At 40.4% G+C, this 15961-nt stretch carries 14 protein-coding genes; 7 read left to right on the top strand and 7 right to left on the bottom strand.

What is annotated here, in order from left to right; genetic code table 11:
• Window positions 1-506: 506 nt before the first annotated feature.
• On the bottom strand, window positions 507-1151 hold the full coding sequence (gene pyrE, locus AAEU31_RS14940) for an orotate phosphoribosyltransferase (RefSeq protein WP_421967614.1): 645 nt from the start codon (window positions 1149-1151) through the stop codon (window positions 507-509).
• A gap of 23 nt (window positions 1152-1174) precedes the next feature.
• Window positions 1175-1888: a ribonuclease PH gene (gene rph, locus AAEU31_RS14935; protein ID WP_063699765.1), complete on the bottom strand. Its 714-nt coding sequence runs from the start codon at window positions 1886-1888 to the stop codon at window positions 1175-1177.
• Window positions 1889-2067: 179 nt separating this feature from the next.
• Here rph and AAEU31_RS14930 point away from each other — a divergent pair, with 179 nt between their 5' ends.
• Complete coding sequence (locus AAEU31_RS14930; protein ID WP_138558347.1) at window positions 2068-2928, top strand: YicC/YloC family endoribonuclease; 861 nt, start codon at window positions 2068-2070, stop codon at window positions 2926-2928.
• A 76-nt stretch (window positions 2929-3004) separates the two neighbouring features.
• On the opposite strand, the gene rlmB is transcribed toward AAEU31_RS14930, so the two are convergent.
• Together rlmB and rnr are read right to left on the bottom strand one after the other, a co-directional pair.
• On the bottom strand, window positions 3005-3751 hold the full coding sequence (gene rlmB, locus AAEU31_RS14925) for a 23S rRNA (guanosine(2251)-2'-O)-methyltransferase RlmB (RefSeq protein ID WP_135923516.1): 747 nt from the start codon (window positions 3749-3751) through the stop codon (window positions 3005-3007).
• Complete coding sequence (gene rnr / locus AAEU31_RS14920; RefSeq protein WP_421967613.1) at window positions 3748-6231, bottom strand: ribonuclease R; 2484 nt, start codon at window positions 6229-6231, stop codon at window positions 3748-3750. Before rnr ends, rlmB begins: the two co-directional genes overlap by 4 nt.
• 181 nt (window positions 6232-6412) lie before the next feature.
• Here rnr and AAEU31_RS14915 point away from each other — a divergent pair, with 181 nt between their 5' ends.
• From AAEU31_RS14915 to queG, 5 genes are all read left to right on the top strand, one after another.
• On the top strand, window positions 6413-7261 hold the full coding sequence (locus AAEU31_RS14915; RefSeq protein WP_240704495.1) for a DUF350 domain-containing protein: 849 nt from the start codon (window positions 6413-6415) through the stop codon (window positions 7259-7261).
• A gap of 238 nt (window positions 7262-7499) precedes the next feature.
• Window positions 7500-8366, top strand: a complete 867-nt coding sequence (locus tag AAEU31_RS14910; protein ID WP_281546868.1) for a DMT family transporter — start codon at window positions 7500-7502, stop codon at window positions 8364-8366.
• Complete coding sequence (locus AAEU31_RS14905; RefSeq protein WP_135923513.1) at window positions 8363-9061, top strand: glycerophosphodiester phosphodiesterase; 699 nt, start codon at window positions 8363-8365, stop codon at window positions 9059-9061. Before AAEU31_RS14910 ends, AAEU31_RS14905 begins: the two co-directional genes overlap by 4 nt.
• Window positions 9062-9157: 96 nt before the next feature.
• The gene (locus AAEU31_RS14900; protein WP_138556728.1) at window positions 9158-10363 is read left to right on the top strand and encodes a methyl-accepting chemotaxis protein; all 1206 of its coding nucleotides are present in this window, start codon (window positions 9158-9160) and stop codon (window positions 10361-10363) included.
• Between the two features lie 49 nt (window positions 10364-10412).
• Window positions 10413-11567, top strand: a complete 1155-nt coding sequence (gene queG, locus AAEU31_RS14895) for a tRNA epoxyqueuosine(34) reductase QueG (protein ID WP_421967612.1) — start codon at window positions 10413-10415, stop codon at window positions 11565-11567.
• Window position 11568: 1 nt separating this feature from the next.
• Here the strand turns inward: queG and AAEU31_RS14890 are convergent, their stop codons facing one another.
• From AAEU31_RS14890 to AAEU31_RS14880, 3 genes are all read right to left on the bottom strand, one after another.
• A complete protein-coding gene (locus tag AAEU31_RS14890; RefSeq protein WP_421967611.1) occupies window positions 11569-12696 on the bottom strand; it encodes a response regulator in 1128 nt (375 codons plus the stop codon).
• A gap of 15 nt (window positions 12697-12711) precedes the next feature.
• Window positions 12712-14664, bottom strand: a complete 1953-nt coding sequence (locus tag AAEU31_RS14885) for a sensor histidine kinase (protein WP_421967616.1) — start codon at window positions 14662-14664, stop codon at window positions 12712-12714.
• Between the two features lie 144 nt (window positions 14665-14808).
• Window positions 14809-15300 carry a GNAT family N-acetyltransferase gene (locus AAEU31_RS14880; protein WP_135923510.1) on the bottom strand — a complete coding sequence of 164 codons (492 nt, stop codon included), beginning with the start codon at window positions 15298-15300 and terminating at the stop codon, window positions 14809-14811.
• 75 nt (window positions 15301-15375) lie between these two features.
• Here AAEU31_RS14880 and AAEU31_RS14875 point away from each other — a divergent pair, with 75 nt between their 5' ends.
• Complete coding sequence (locus tag AAEU31_RS14875; protein WP_421967610.1) at window positions 15376-15951, top strand: glutathione peroxidase; 576 nt, start codon at window positions 15376-15378, stop codon at window positions 15949-15951.
• The last annotated feature ends 10 nt before the right edge of the window (window positions 15952-15961 follow it).

The raw sequence follows: 15961 nt of genomic DNA, 5'->3' as shown, positions 1-15961 counted from the left end.
TCACTCAGTTCAATTGAGACTCTAAATTTGTTTGCGTCATCTAGCGAACTAGAATCTGCTGTTAGAACTCAATCTGTACGAGTGCCCACACAGATGATTGCTTTATATTGTTAAAGAACGTTTTGAGATACTTTTGCGTCTCAAGGGCTGTGCATTCTACGCAAGCCGTTATTTTTGTCAACACTTAATTTTGAGAAAAGTTTATTTTTTCAAAACTCAGTTTTACTTGACTCAATCGACTCGTTGTTCTGCTTGTTTGTAAGCAGTCCGCCGTGTCGGTGGATGCGCATTATAGGGATGCAGCGAATTAACGCAAGCACTTTTTTGAGAAAACTTTAAAAAAACTACCTTTTGCATCCTTTTTAGTCTAAACAGTACAAAAGAGAAACTTTATTAACGCTTTAGTAACTTTTTAGCTGTATTTAAGGCTATAAAAGCACAACGCTCTAAAAACAAAAAAGCCCAGCAATATAGCTGGGCTTTTAAAAAATTCGCGTTTTTAGTTGTTATGCAATGCCGTATTGATCACGGTATGCTTTTACAGCAGATAAATGCTCATCCATTGTACCTTTCGCTTCTAGGTAACTAATTAAGTCAGCTAGTTTTACAATCGAGATAACTTTAGTGCCAAAGTCACGCTCGACTTCTTGAATAGCCGATAACTCAGCTTTGCCTTTCTCTTGGCGGTCAAGAGCAATTAAAACGCCACTTAAGTCTGCACCATTATCTGCAATGATTTCCATCGATTCACGAATCGCTGTACCCGCAGTGATCACGTCATCGACTAACATGATCTTACCTTTAAGTTCAGAACCTACTAATGTACCACCTTCACCGTGTGCTTTTTTCTCTTTACGGTTAAAACAGTAAGGCACATCTTTGTCGTGGTGATCAGCTAAAGCAACCGCAGTAGTCGTTGCAATTGGAATACCTTTATAAGCAGGGCCAAATAATACATCGTATTCAATGCCAGCATCTTCAAGTGCAGCTGCATAAAAGCGGCCTAAACGTGCAAGGTCACGACCAGTATTAAATAAACCAGCGTTAAAGAAATAAGGGCTAGTACGGCCAGACTTTAAAGTAAACTCACCAAATTTAAGCACCTGCTTTTCAAGTGCGAATTCAATAAACTCTTTTTGATAATCTTTCATAAACTAATAAACCTACTTCTTTATTAAGCTAATGCTTGCTTTTGAACGTCGATAATTTCACGAATTGAGTGCTTAGCTAATGTAAGTAGCTCATCTAGTTCGTCGAATGAGAAAGGTTCGCCTTCAGCTGTACCTTGGATTTCGATGATTTTGCCTGTTTCCGTCAAAATCACGTTCATATCTGTTTCGGCTTCAGAATCTTCTAGGTACTCAAGATCTGTGATTGGTTGACCTTTATATACACCGACTGAGATTGCAGCAATCATATGCTTAAGTGGGTTTGAATTGATCATACCTTTACTACGCATGTAAGTGAGTGCATCAACTAACGCAACGCACGCACCACTAATAGATGCTGTACGTGTACCGCCATCAGCTTGAATAACATCACAATCGATAGTAATGGTGTTTTCACCTAACGCTTTCAAATCAACTGCAGCACGAAGTGCACGTGCAATTAAGCGTTGAATTTCCATGGTACGACCGCCCTGCTTACCGCGCGACGCTTCACGACCATTACGAGTATGTGTTGAACGAGGTAACATACCGTATTCAGCCGTAACCCAACCTTTACCTTGGCCTTTCATAAAGCGTGGTACACCAGCTTCAACAGTTGCTGTACACAAAACTTTAGTGTTTCCAAACTCTACTAATACTGAGCCTTCAGCATGCATAGTGTAATTACGTGTAAATGTAACCGGTCTAATTTGATTAGGTGTTCTTTCGCTTGGACGCATTAACGATCCCCTTAATTCTGAATTTGCCACATTATAAGTCGATGTGGTGGCAGATGCCATGTGATTTACATAATTAACTGTATCTGAAAAGCCGATTTCAGAAAATTTACGCTAGAGGTTAAAAGCTGATACGGTATAATCAAGCAACTTTGAATATAAATAACACTAGGAAATTATCCATGATCCACAGCATGACAGCTTATGCGCGTCGCGAAATTAAAGGCGAATGGGGCACTGGCACTTGGGAAATTCGTTCAGTTAACCAACGTTACCTTGAGACTTTTATCCGCGCACCTGAGCAATTTCGTGGCATGGAACCTGTTATTCGTGAGCGTTTACGTAAACACTTACAACGCGGTAAAGTTGAAGTTTTCTTAAAGTTTGCTGCAAATCCAGCTCATGTTGGTGAGTTAACGATTAACGAATCACTGGCTGAGCAGCTAATTAAAAGCGCACAATGGGTGCAACAACAGAGTAATGGTGACATTAATCCTGTTGATATTTTGCGTTGGCCTGGCGTTATGGAAGCCGAAGAGCTCGATATGGATAGCGTTAATACAGCGCTGATTGCAGGTTTTGACAAAGTAATTGAAGACTTCAAACAAGCTCGCGGTGATGAAGGTGCAAACCTACAAGAAATGATCACCACTCGCCTTGATGCAATTTTAGAGCAAGTTGCCATTGTTGAGGGCCACTTACCAGAAATCGCTAAATGGCAACGTGAAAAGCTAAATCAAAAACTTGAAGAGCTTAAAACAGACATTGATGAATCACGTCTTGAGCAAGAACTTATTTACCTAGCGCAAAAGCAAGATGTAGCTGAAGAACTAGATCGTTTAAAATCACATGTTAAAGAAACAAAGAAAATTATAGTGAAAGGTGGTGCATGTGGCCGACGCTTAGATTTTATGATGCAAGAGTTTAACCGAGAAGCAAACACATTAGCATCGAAGTCTATCAACAGTGACATCACCAATGCAGCAGTAGAATTAAAAGTGTTAATTGAGCAAATGCGCGAACAAATTCAGAATATCGAATAAGGTTTATTTGCTCTAGACCATTAAAAAGCCAGTGAATATTCACTGGCTTTTTAATGCATAAATTAACGACCTGACATTAAAGTTGCGTCGCATTTCTTTGACGAAGTACTTCAAATAAGCAAATACCCGTGGCAACAGATACATTTAAGCTCGATACCGTCCCTGCCATTGGAATTTTTACTAGTAAATCACAATGTTCTCGGGTAAGGCGACGCATTCCGTCACCTTCAGCTCCCATTACTACAGCCATTGGCCCAGTGAGGTTTGCATCGAATAACTCAGTGTCGGTTTCACCAGCAGTACCAACGACCCAAACACCAGCGTCTTTAATTTCACGTAAAGTACGCGCTAAGTTTGTCACTTGCACAAGTGGCACTGTTTCAGCAGCACCACACGCTACTTTGCGCGCGGTACCATTTAATTTAGCTGATTTATCTTTAGGAACAATAATAGCGTGTACACCGGCAGCATCAGCGCTTCGTAGGCACGCACCTAAATTATGTGGATCCGTTATGCCGTCTAGCACCAATAAGAAAGGGGTTTCTTCGCGGGCTATAATTTCGTCAAGGTCTTTTTCACTATACATACGTGCAGCTTTAACATTGGCAATAATGCCTTGGTGTTGCTCACCGTTTGCTTTATTGTCTAGCGCTTTACGTTGCATAAACTGAACAGAAATACCGAATTTACGTGCTTGGTCAATAACCGGATTTAAACGTTTATCTTCACGCCCTTTTAAAGCATAAATTTCTAAAAAGCGCTCCGGCTCTTTTTCTAAAATTGCTTCAACTGAGTGAAAACCAAAAATTAATTCATTACTCACGTATTGTTTGCTCCTCGGCTACTTTGTTTGCGGGCATTCTTGCCCGGCCTTTTTGCCTTTTTAGTGGCTTTTTTCTTGCTCTTCTTTTTACTGGCTTTTACAGCATCAGCCTGTTTGCCGCTGGGCTTTTTGCGCCCTTTAGCATGAGAAGACTTACCACGTTTTTCATTATCTTTGTCACCTGACTTTGCTTCAAAGCGATTTGATTCACCTTTTTTACCGGGAATTTTACCAGCTTTAAGCTGCGCGCGAACGCTTGGTTTTGCAGGTTCACTGCGACCACGACGACGAGCGTAACGATCTTGTGGTGCTTCACCCGCTAATACTAAGTTTATACGGCGCTCATCAAGACTTACAGATGACACCTGAACCGTCACTTTATCGCCTAAACGATACACTGTGTGAGTTTGCTCACCAATCAAGCAATGCTTAGCGCCATCATAATGGAAGTATTCGTTGCCTAAGTTGGTCACATGGATCATGCCATCTATTTGTAAATCGTCTAAGCGTACAAATAAACCAAAGTTAGTCACCGATGAGATCACCCCACCAAATTCGTCACCAACATGATCTTGCATAAATTCACATTTAAGCCAATCTGCCACTTCGCGAGTCGCATCATCGGCACGGCGTTCAGTGGTTGAACACTGCTCACCTAAAATATCTACTTCGTCATCAGTGTATGCATACTCACCCGAAGTTTGCTGGCCTTGCGCTTTAAGCACCGCTTTAATAGCACGGTGCACAACTAAATCTGGATAACGACGAATTGGCGATGTAAAGTGCGCATAAGCTGGTAAGGCTAACCCAAAATGGCCAATGTTATCAGGCTGATAAACAGCTTGCTTCATCGAGCGTAACAGCATAGTTTGAATAAGTTCTGCTTCTGGGCGGTCGCCTAATTTAGCTAACACTTGAGTGATTTCTTTTGGTGTTGGCTCATCAGAAATCGCCGCTTCAATACCAAGCTCTGATAAAAAGTTTCGGAAAAAACCTAACTTTTCAGCATCAGGCTCATCATGCACACGATAAAGCGCACTTGCTTCGTGTTTTTCTAATAAGCGGGCTGCTGATACGTTCGCTAGAATCATACACTCTTCGATAAGTTTGTGTGCATCATTGCGAACCACAGGAACGATTGATTCAATCTTGCGATGCGCATTAAACACAAAGCGCGTTTCTAGGGTTTCAAACTCAATCGCACCGCGCTCTTGGCGTGCAGCTTTAAGTGCCATGTACATTTGGTGCAAATCAGTTAAATGTGGCACCAACTGGGCATACTCTTCACGCAGTTTTTCATCACCTTGTAAAATTGCATTTACTTTAGTGTAGGTAAAACGAGCGTGCGAATTCATTACCGCTTCGTAAAATTTATACCCTGATAACTTGCCTGCATCAGACACTGTCATTTCTGCGACCATACATAAACGGTCAACTTCTGGGTTTAATGAACATAGGCCATTCGATAGCACTTTTGGTAGCATCGGAATAACTTGCTCAGGAAAATACACTGAGTTACCGCGCTCAATTGCCTCTTTATTCAGTGGCGTGTTCATACCAACGTAGTGCGACACATCGGCAATTGCCACCCATAAGCGCCAACCACCAGAGGGTTTACGCTCGCAATAAACCGCATCGTCAAAGTCACGGGCATCTTCGCCATCAATAGTAACGAGTGGTAAATCACGTAAATCAACTCGACCTTGTTTAGCTTGCTCATCAACAAACTCACCTAAATGAGCAACTTGTTTTTCAACCGCTTCAGGCCATACATGAGGGATATCGTGATTACGCAGCGCGACTTCAATTTCCATACCGGGAGCTAAATGCTCACCAAGTACTTCTGTCACTTTACCCACAGCATTCATATGTCGACTAGGGTTTTGCGTAATTTGCACCTGTACCATTTGATTATGACGTGCGCCATTTTCACTACCCGGCAGTATCATAATGTCTTGCGTAATACGCGGGTCTTCCGCTACCACAACGGCAATTCCGTGCTCAACAAAATAGCGGCCAACAATTGGCGCGCGTTCATTGGTAAGCACTTTAATGATGCGTGCTTCGCATTTGCCACTTGAACCTTTACGGTTACCTTTAGCAAGCACAATGTCACCGTGCAACACCATATTCATTTGATGTTTCGCGATAAACCAATCTTTACTCTCGCCTTCAACTTCTAAAAAGCCGAATCCGTCACGATGACCTATGACTTTACCTTTTACCAAGCCTGATTCATCTATCAATGCATAGCATTTAAATTTATTGAAATACAATTGACCATCGCGCTCCATTGCACGCAAGCGACGTTTGAACGCTATTTGACGTTCAGTATCATTCACGTGTAATTCGTCACAAAGTTGTGTGAAATTAGCTGGTTTTGCGCGTGATTCTAAGTGAGCAAGTATGAACTCACGGCTAGGGACTGGGTTTTCGTACTTTTCTTGTTCTCGACTGAGATTTGGATCCTGTTTTGACATTCACTATCTTGTTAGTTGGTTATGTGGTTATTTTAACCCATATCCTGACAATGAGACAGGCAAAAGCTATTAAACTTTTAAGAAACTAAGAAAAATGCCAAAAATAGGGCCTAGATATTCTGTGTAATAAACACTCTATGATAAGATTTTCGAAAAAGAACAACAAAATAACCCAACCGTTATGGATATTAACTTAACTCACTATCTTTCAAGCATGGCTTACAATAGCGCCTACATAGCTCTATTCATTGCAATTATAGCCCTTGCTAAGTTGTCTTATAACCTGGCAACTCCTTATAACACCACCAGTCAATTAACCGATAATGCAAATAGCGCACTGGGTCTTTCAATTGGAGGGTATTTGGGAGCAATCACTATCATCTATGGTTTTGTTTTAACAGGCCCAAGTAAAGGCTTAATTACCGATTTAATAAATGTTTCGCTCTACAGTTTACTAGGAATGGTGTTGTTAACATGTTCACGTATTTTAAATGACAAATTATTACTTCGTTTATTTTGCAACCAAGAGCAACTAATAAATCAACAAAATGAAGCTGTTGGCTTGGTTCAAGCCGCTAATTACATGGCTGCAGCCTTGATCATTGGAGGCGCTTTAACGGGAGAAGGTACTTGGTTATCAGCAATAGTGTTCTACTTGCTAGGTCAACTTATGCTAATTATTTTCGCTAAAGGCTATGATCACCTCACAGCTTTTAACTTGAATGAGCAACTAGAAAAAGGTAATAAAGCTGTTGCGCTGAGCTTTTCGGGCACCATGTTGGCATTGGCTATTATTTTATGTCATGCGCTTATTGGTGGCTTTCACTCTTGGCAGCAAAGCTTAAGTTTATTCTTTATTGACGCGTTATTTGGCTTTTTAATTTTACCGGTTGTTCGTTACTTAGTTGATAAAATTATTTTCAGTAAAATTTCGATTGATCAAGCAATGCAGGATAAAAACACGGCAGTCGCTGTAATAGAAAGCAGCATTGCTATTTGTGTTGCCGTTATTATTACTATCGCTATTTAAGCTTGTTAAAAATCGCTATTACCGCTTTGGAAATAACACACAATTGTTTATTTTGATCACTGATATAAGCCTATCATGATGAAGAAGTATCGACTCTTAAGAAACCAAATGTGAACTACTACTACGTACGGAGTTGTAATTTTGGAATTAAACGAATGGATTAGCCTATTTGGGGAGTTTACAAAGTAAAGGATTACCGTTACAAAGAGAGTTAATAACAACAATAATAAGGTCAGTAATGCAGGCACACAAACAAAGCCTAATATACTTGCACATTGCAGTACTGCTATTTGGTGGAACGGCATTATTTGCAAAGTTAGTCAGCTTAAGTGCATTAGATATTACCGTTTACCGAACAGCGATAGCAGGCTGTGCATTAGTGATCTTACTCACAATTCAAAAGAAAGCCATCAAGCTCCGCTCTCGTCGTGATTACCTCATCGCCTTATTGCTTGGCGTAACGGTTGGGATTCATTGGCTCACCTACTTTGCTGGTATGCAATTGGCTGGTATCGCTGTAGGTATGATTGCCTTTTTTACCTACCCTGTTATCACAGTGTTTTTAGAACCTTTTTTTCATGGTAACAAACCACAACTGAAAGATATTTTTAGTGCTTTGGTTGTAATGGCTGGCATTTACTTGCTCATTCCTGATGCTAGTTTAGGCAATGATGTAACTATGGGCATTGTCATTGGCATTTTATCGGCGTTCTTTTTTGCTTTTAGGAATATTGTTCACAAGCGTTACTTTAGCCAATATGGCGGCCCTCAAACCATGCTTTATCAAACCTGGATTGCCAGTATCATGCTCTGTGCCTTTGTTGAAGTGCCACCATTACAAGTTGATACAATTAATTGGCTGCTATTAATTACCGTTGGGGTTATTTTTACAGCAGCGCCCCATTCATTGTTTGCGGCAAGTCTGCAAAACTTATCGGCTTCAACGGCTGGTTTAATATCTTGTTTGCAACCTTTGTATGGCACGTTTTTCGCTTTTTTAATTTTGCATGAGCAACCTTCAATTAGCACCCTATTGGGCGGTGCATTAGTGATAAGCGCCGCTTTTTATGAAACATGGTCAGTGACTCGGAAACATAAGCAATGATAAAAGTATTCGCTCACAGAGGTGCCAGCGGTACCTACCCAGAAAATACCAAGAGCGCCATTCTCGCCGCCGTAGATTTGGCAGTAGATGGTATCGAAATTGATGTACAAAGCTGCCTTGATGACTACATGATTATTCATGACACCTGGCTTGATCGCACAACCTCAGGTCGCGGTAAAGTGAATGCTTGCTCAAAAGAGCAAATTCAACAGTACGATGCGGGTAATGGCGAAGTAGTGCCGACTTTACAGCAAGCTATTGATTGGGTCGATGATAAAACTTTGCTCAATTTAGAGCTAAAGCATACCTTTTCATTAGACAAGTTTGTTGAACTTATTGAGTCAAATGTCAGTACCGGGAAAATTTCTAGAGATAACCTTTTAGTCTCATCATTTGATCATCACCAACTAATGTGGCTTAAACAAAAACTGCCTTGGGTAAAGATTGGTGCACTCACCGCCTCTATTCCAATTAATTACAGTGAATTTGCGCAAAAACTGCATGCTTATAGCATTCATGTAGATAAAAACTTTATAAACCATGAGTTTGTTGCGGATGCTAAGCAACGCGGTCTTCAAGTTTATGCCTATACGGTCGATAAGGTAGAAGATATAGAGCTTATGCTAGAGTATGGCGTAGATGGTATTTTCACTAATTTTCCATGTCATACACAAATGACACTACAGTCACTGTAACTCAACAAAACTAAGCTATACTGTTGAATTATGTGAAAATGAACAATACTAAAATACGCCAAAATGAACCAACACAACACCATATTGAGTAGCTATATGCGCATTTATAATTTTATCGAACAAACTTTCTTTTACACCCTAACACGTAAGATTGTCGGTAATTTAGGTTTTGTGTTTGCGTTTCAAGCGATCACGCTTATCTGGCTTTACAGCAGTCTTTCAGAACAACAAACCAGCATGGGTTTATTTTGGCTGATGACTTTTATCATTTTTGCCAGCTTTATTTTTACTGTGTTTTATATGCGCTTTTTAATTGTTCGCCCGGTGCAAGCAATGCGCGATACATTAGAAAAAATTAATCAACATGATGCCGACTTATCTGCAAAGTTACCGCACTTTACTTACGATGAATTTCGAGATTTAAGTGAACAATACAACACTTTTACTACCCATTTGAGTCAGTTGTTAGCCACTACGTATCAAAGTGCCCAAGCGAGTGCTGATAGTAGCTCAAAAATGACCCAGTCAATGCAGCAAACAGCGCAATTGAGCCACCAGCAAATTGAGTTCAGTCAAACAATTACTGACTCAAGCAATCAAATTACCTCGAGCCTTGAAAATATATCAGCAAATACTGACAGCGTGCATCATGTTAACAGTGAGCACCTGAGTTTTGTACAAAACTCAGCTCATGAACTGTCATCCCTCGTTAAAAAAGTAGCAATGATCAGCCAAATACTCGGTAACTTCTCAGCTACCGTATCAGGGTTGAAAGAGAACAGCGAAAACATTCGCGCTATTTTGAAAATGGTCGAAGAGTTTTCAGATCAAACTAATTTACTTGCTCTCAATGCGGCCATTGAAGCAGCCCGTGCTGGTGAAGCTGGCCGTGGTTTTGCGGTGGTTGCCGATGAAGTAAGAACCCTCTCAGTAAAAGTCAATGATGCAACCCGCCAAATTAGCGATTTCATCAATCAAATGAATAGTCTAGTAAGCGAAACCAATAAAGAATCTGAGCAGCTCATTAGCCACTCAAGTGAAGCCGAAACAGCAATTAGCAACACATCAACTGGGTTTAGTAACATGCTCGCTGAATTTGAGCAAAATCAACAGCAACTGCAACAAATTGTTAGTGCGGTGCGTTTATTAGAGCAAACTCAAACCCAAACTCATCAAAGTGTTGAGCAAATTGTGGCGTTAGGTGAGCAAGCTAAACAGCAAATAGATGAATCCCTGGCTGATTGTGAGCAATCTCATCTACTCAGCCAACAAACCCAAGAGCAGCTTAAACGCTTTGTATAGTCTCTTTTAGCTGCTGAATGTAGCTAATCTATGATAAAGTAGCCACTTCTTGGCTACTTTTTTATTGACCGTGACAACACCTGCTACTGATTATGAACAACTCGCACTGCAAATAAAGCAATGGGGTAAAGACCTTGGCTTTGCAGAAGTCGGGATCACTGATATTGATCTTACTAAACACGAGGCACAATTACAGCGCTGGTTAGATTTAGGCTATCACGGTGAGATGGAGTATATGGCAGCCCATGGAATGAAGCGAGCGCGCCCCGCTGAGCTGGTACCTGGCACGCAGCGAGTCATCTCAGTAAAAATGAACTACCTACCACCTGATGCAAGTTTTGCTAAAAATCTCAAACAAACCGATAAAGCCTATATTAGTCGCTATGCACTAGGTCGTGATTACCATAAGTTAATTCGCAACCGCCTAAAAAAGTTAGGTCAACAAATTGAACAACATGTTGGCCAGTTAGGCTTTCGTCCATTTGTTGACTCTGCACCTGTACTTGAGCGACAACTGGCCGAAAAAGCAGGTCTAGGCTGGCGTGGAAAGCACAGCTTATTAATCAACAAAGAAGCGGGTTCATGGTTTTTCTTAGGTGAATTGTTTGTTGATATACCGCTGCCTATTGATCAAGAAAATAGCTTTGAAGGCTGTGGTAAATGTGTAGCCTGTATGACCCTTTGCCCTACCGGTGCCATTGTTGAGCCCTATGTTGTTGATGCGCGTAAATGTATCTCTTACCTTACTATTGAATTGCAAGGTGCAATCCCTGAAGAGTATCGCCCACTTTTAGGTAATCGCGTGTATGGCTGTGATGACTGCCAGTTAGTCTGCCCGTGGAATCGTTACGGACAAATAACCGATGAAGCTGACTTTCATCCCAGACAACAGCTTAAAGACCAAGATTTACTGACGCTCTTTGCATGGGATGAAGCGACGTTTTTAAAAAATACCGAAGGCAGCCCTATTCGCCGCATTGGTCACGAACGTTGGCAACGAAACCTCGCTGTAGGATTAGGTAATGCCGATTACAACGACAACATCATCCAAGCTTTGAGCGATACGCTTGTTAATGCCAGCCCTTTAGTTGCCGAGCATATCGAATGGGCGCTCGAGCAACAGCAAAACAAGCGACAAATTAAGTTACGCAAAACTGCGCGGCTAATTCGTATTGTTGAAAAAGGATTGCCGCGGGATGCCTAAATTAACGTGTTAATAGTTGCGATAAATCATTTTCGATTTCATGAAACGCTGATTTAACTCCTTTGACAGACTCTTCTCTGGCTACCGAGTTTTGAATCGTTTCATCCACCTTTTGATAAATGAATATCTCTTGGTCTTCATCTAAGCCCATAGTGGGTATTCGCTGTTCAAGATCTTCTTGTAGCTGTTTAAATACTGCCTCATTACTAATTCGGTTGTCATCTAACAGCTTGATTAAGCCAGTAAACTTTCGATGTACATTACTCACAGCTTCATTTAGTTGTTGCTGCTGTTTTAATAACTCTTTTTTAGTAATGATCGCTTTTAATTGTTGCTCTGTGACACTCACTAGAAAGCAAATATGGTCGCGAATTCGACCATGTTTATCGGGGTCTTGCTCTGGCATGTTTAAGATAAGCAGACTAATCATGTCGTAATTAACTAAAATGCGGTTTGAAAACTCATGAAGACGCCCTTTTCTTTTTAACATGTCGAACAATTCAATGACGATCGGTGAGCACACACCTGTTACAGAAAAATGCTCAACATGCGTACCTAATCTAAATTCGACATTACTTTGTAAATCGAATGACTTTAGGCAGTTTAAAAAGGCTTTTCCTAACTCACGTTCACTCTCAATCGAACCTATATGTTCAATATAATTAACTATTTGCCCCATTTCACTGCTATTAGCCATCGCATTAAACGCAGTTGATGTGGCATCTTCTACTTGCTGCTCTAGAGCCTCTTTTTCAATGAGGACTTGATTGAGGTTCAATAATTTTAATTTTAGCTCTTGATGGCTAAATGGCTTCACAATATAGTCTTCAGCACCAGCGGAATAGCCTTCCATTCGCTCTTCTACAGTGCCTCTTGCCGATACGAACATGACAATAATCTTTTCTGTACTTGGATTCTCTTTTAGTTTGCGACAAACCTCATAACCACTCATTTGAGGCATACTTACGTCAAGCAGAATGACTTGTGGAGCAAATTCTTCAACAACGTCTAAACATTCTGGACCGCTATTTACCATCTTCAGCTCAAAATCGAGATCTTCAAAAATCTCTTCAATGATTTCTAAGTTAAATGGTTCATCATCTACGGCTAAAATTCGCTTTAAGGCCATGTTATTTCTTCCGTTTTATGAATTAAGTGTTATTGGTTTAGTGTCATTCGTTAAGTGTTTTGGTAAATCTATCTGCAGGGGCAACCGAACGATAATTGTCGCACCGCCATGTTCATTATTAAGTGCCTTAATTGTGCCCTGATGCAAAGTGACAAATTCGCGACAAATAGCAAGCCCAAGCCCAGTTCCTCCGGCACCGCTATTAGTTTTACTGCTTTGTTCAAACTTAGCGAATACCTTTTCAAGTTCTTGCTCAGGAATACCTATACCATGGTCAATAACAGCGATTTCGGCCATTTTTTCTTGTGACGACAAACTAATTTCAATCTCACTATTAGGCTCACTAAACTTCAGAGCATTACCTAATAAATTACGCATGATTTGGTTGATCTGCTCTTCATCACAATCAAGGGTAATACCTTGTTCTCCCCCCGATAAACGAATAATAATATTTCTTTCAAGGGCGGTGCCCGAAACATCATCAATACTGGTTTTTATAATGTTACTGAGGTTGTGCTTTTGCGGATTAAAAGGAAACTTACCGACATCAAGCTTTGACAGATCGAGAAGGTTATTAAGTAAAGATAAAAGCCGCTCTCCGCTTTGCTCTATTCGTGACAAATATTTATTTAATTTATCTTTGCTTAAGTCGTCATTGGCAACTTTTTCTAAGCCAAAACGAGCAAAGCTTAAAATAGAATGCATTGGTGTTCTTAATTCGTGAGACATATTCGCTAGAAACTCAGATTTACTGAGGCTTGCAGCTTCTGCTAGATTTTTTGCATGCTCTAGTTGTGCCGTACGCGCTTTGACTTCTTCCTCAAGCATATCTTTCGCTTCTAAAAGTAGGTCTTCTTTTTCTTTTAAGTGCGTTACATTTTTAAAGATTACCGCAAGCGCTATTTCACCATGATGGTCTATCTCATTGAACGATCCCACCAAAGGAACTGTGTTACCGTTTTCTTTAAGTAACCTTAAATCACAACTAAACTGACGATTTTTATTTAGCGTCGCTATTTTTTCTTTGATACGTAAAATGGATGTTGCATCAAAAAAATCGAATACTGAACAGTTTTCAAACTCCTTCAAAGGCTTATCGAATAGCTGTTCACATGCATCATTGGTTTCGATTATCTTGCCATGGCGATCAAATAAAATAATGGCATCGGGAGTATGTTTAAAAATAACCCGCAGTAAGCTGTCTTTTTCGATAAGAGCATCAACGGTATTTTGTAATCGCTCAACAAGCTCTGCATTGTGACGCTTTAATAACTCGGTTTGCCAAAGCTTATGCACTGACTGCAATAAGCTATTATCGTCAACAGGCTTGATCAAGACATCCTCAACCCCTTGTCGAATTGCAGCAACCATAGAAACCTGATCCGGTTTTGAGGTATACAATAAACAACGGCTATGCGGTTGTAACGCTTTAAGCTTTATGAATAACTCAAGCCCCGTGCCATCGGCAAACGTAAAATCACTGATTAATAGATCAATATCATGCTCTTTGATAAGTTCTATTGCAGAGGATGAATTGTCAGCAGTTAACGTCTCGATATGTGCGCCTTTGAGGTTAAGCGCTATTTTTTCTAGACGCTCTGCACAGTGATCAACAAGTAGCACTTTAGGAAGTTGAAGAATATTGTCACTATCGAGCTCAAGCACCTCTTCTAGTAAAGAGCTAATTTCCTTATTGGCAAAAAAAGGATAAATAACGACTGCATTTGGCAATAATCGATTGACCACGCTGAAGTGCTCAAGCAGGTCGCTTCGCTGTGCTTTTGGAGCAAGCAATAAAAAGCGGTCATGCGAAAACCCGCCCATTAATCTTCGAATAACTGTCGTTGGTACACCATGAGAAGCAGCCACAAGATCAAAGTCTTGTTCTACTACTGAATCATCAACCATAGAAAAGTGTAATAGCTCAACCCTGCAGCCGATCAGCTCCAGCAGCACTTTTACTCGCATCGCTAAAACACTATTGCTATCAACAATTAAGATTCTGCGCACTGTAAACCACATCCACTATAAGAATAATTACCTATATTAGCGTAGTCTAAAAACTCGAAGCATCACAAATGACTTAGCACTTTTTATCTGTTTTACCGTATGTTATGCGTCAATATGCTTACCTAAAATGGTTAAGCTATAAGGTTTTCCATCCATAATAGCCACCTCAGGCAATTCTCCCCACACCAAGTAATCAAAGCGCTTGAACAGTTTTATACTCGGCATGTTATGGCTGAAAATGAAAGCTAACAACACCTTAATTCCAAGCGTTTTTGCATGTTGCTCTGAAAATGTAAGCAATTGTTTTCCTAGCCCTTGTCCTTGTGCTCGCTGAGTAATATAAATACTGATTTCAACAGTACCATCATAAGCGGGGCGGCCATAAAAAGATTTATAGCTCATCCATGCAACCACCTTCCCTGCCTGTTCACATACAAAAATAGGTCGTTTTTCTGAGTGGCTATCGAACCATACTTGCCTGTCCGCAACCGTCACCTCTTCGGTATCTGCGGTTACCATACGTCCAGGAATTGTCTCGTTGTAAATCGCGACAATATCAGTTAAATCGTTTTGAGTTGCTGTACGAATCGTCATAAATAGCTGAAATTAAATGATCACTTTTTCGCATATTAGCGTATATTCATCACAAATAACTAGCGGGAAATTAGTATGTATAAATATGCTTTGTTACTTGCAGCAGGTCTAATTACAACAAACCTTGCAGCACAAACCACAGAAGCGACGCCAACAGCAAAATCAACTAGCCAATGCGACGATTTCACCAACGTTACATTACGAAAATTGCGTTCAAAAGAATCAATTAACTTTTGTGAATTTAAAGACAAGCCGCTATTGATCATCAATACCGCAAGTAATTGTGGTTTTACCGGTCAGTTTGAAGGCTTAGAAGCCATCCATAAGGAATACAAAGACCGTGGGTTAGTTGTATTAGGATTTCCTTCTGATGACTTCTTTCAAGAAGAAGACGATGAAAAAGACACAGCAAAAGTTTGTTTTATTAACTATGGGGTGACTTTTAATATGATGGCTACCAGTGCTGTTCGCGGTAGTGATGCAAACCCTATATTTAAACATTTAAACGAAGTAACCAGCTCACCTAACTGGAACTTTTACAAATACTTAGTGTCTGCAGACCGTAAGACAGTGCAGCGTTTCAACAGTAAAACCAAGCCAGAATCTAAAGAGTTACGTGATGCGATTGAAGCAGAACTAGCTGCAAAATAAATTTAATTTT

This window comes from Pseudoalteromonas thalassia (genome assembly GCF_049257215.1).
In the GTDB taxonomy this organism is placed as follows: Bacteria; Pseudomonadota; Gammaproteobacteria; order Enterobacterales; family Alteromonadaceae; genus Pseudoalteromonas; species Pseudoalteromonas lipolytica_C.
The sequence above is the reverse complement of the archived record's forward strand: the minus strand, read 5'-3'. Positions and strand labels throughout refer to the sequence as shown.

Excerpts from the sequence above, each read along its gene's own strand:
- pyrE (WP_421967614.1), bottom strand. The coding sequence starts at position 1,151 with ATGAAAGATTATCAAAAAGAGTTTATTGAATTCGCACTTGAAAAGCAG.
- AAEU31_RS14885 (WP_421967616.1), bottom strand. The coding sequence starts at position 14,664 with ATGCGAGTAAAAGTGCTGCTGGAGCTGATCGGCTGCAGGGTTGAGCTA.
- AAEU31_RS14875 (WP_421967610.1), top strand. The coding sequence starts at position 15,376 with ATGTATAAATATGCTTTGTTACTTGCAGCAGGTCTAATTACAACAAAC.
- AAEU31_RS14915 (WP_240704495.1), top strand. The coding sequence starts at position 6,413 with ATGGATATTAACTTAACTCACTATCTTTCAAGCATGGCTTACAATAGC.
- AAEU31_RS14900 (WP_138556728.1), top strand. The coding sequence starts at position 9,158 with ATGCGCATTTATAATTTTATCGAACAAACTTTCTTTTACACCCTAACA.
- AAEU31_RS14890 (WP_421967611.1), bottom strand. The coding sequence starts at position 12,696 with ATGGCCTTAAAGCGAATTTTAGCCGTAGATGATGAACCATTTAACTTA.
- AAEU31_RS14905 (WP_135923513.1), top strand. The coding sequence starts at position 8,363 with ATGATAAAAGTATTCGCTCACAGAGGTGCCAGCGGTACCTACCCAGAA.
- AAEU31_RS14880 (WP_135923510.1), bottom strand. The coding sequence starts at position 15,300 with ATGACGATTCGTACAGCAACTCAAAACGATTTAACTGATATTGTCGCG.
- rnr (WP_421967613.1), bottom strand. The coding sequence starts at position 6,231 with ATGTCAAAACAGGATCCAAATCTCAGTCGAGAACAAGAAAAGTACGAA.
- rph (WP_063699765.1), bottom strand. The coding sequence starts at position 1,888 with ATGCGTCCAAGCGAAAGAACACCTAATCAAATTAGACCGGTTACATTT.
- AAEU31_RS14910 (WP_281546868.1), top strand. The coding sequence starts at position 7,500 with ATGCAGGCACACAAACAAAGCCTAATATACTTGCACATTGCAGTACTG.
- AAEU31_RS14930 (WP_138558347.1), top strand. The coding sequence starts at position 2,068 with ATGATCCACAGCATGACAGCTTATGCGCGTCGCGAAATTAAAGGCGAA.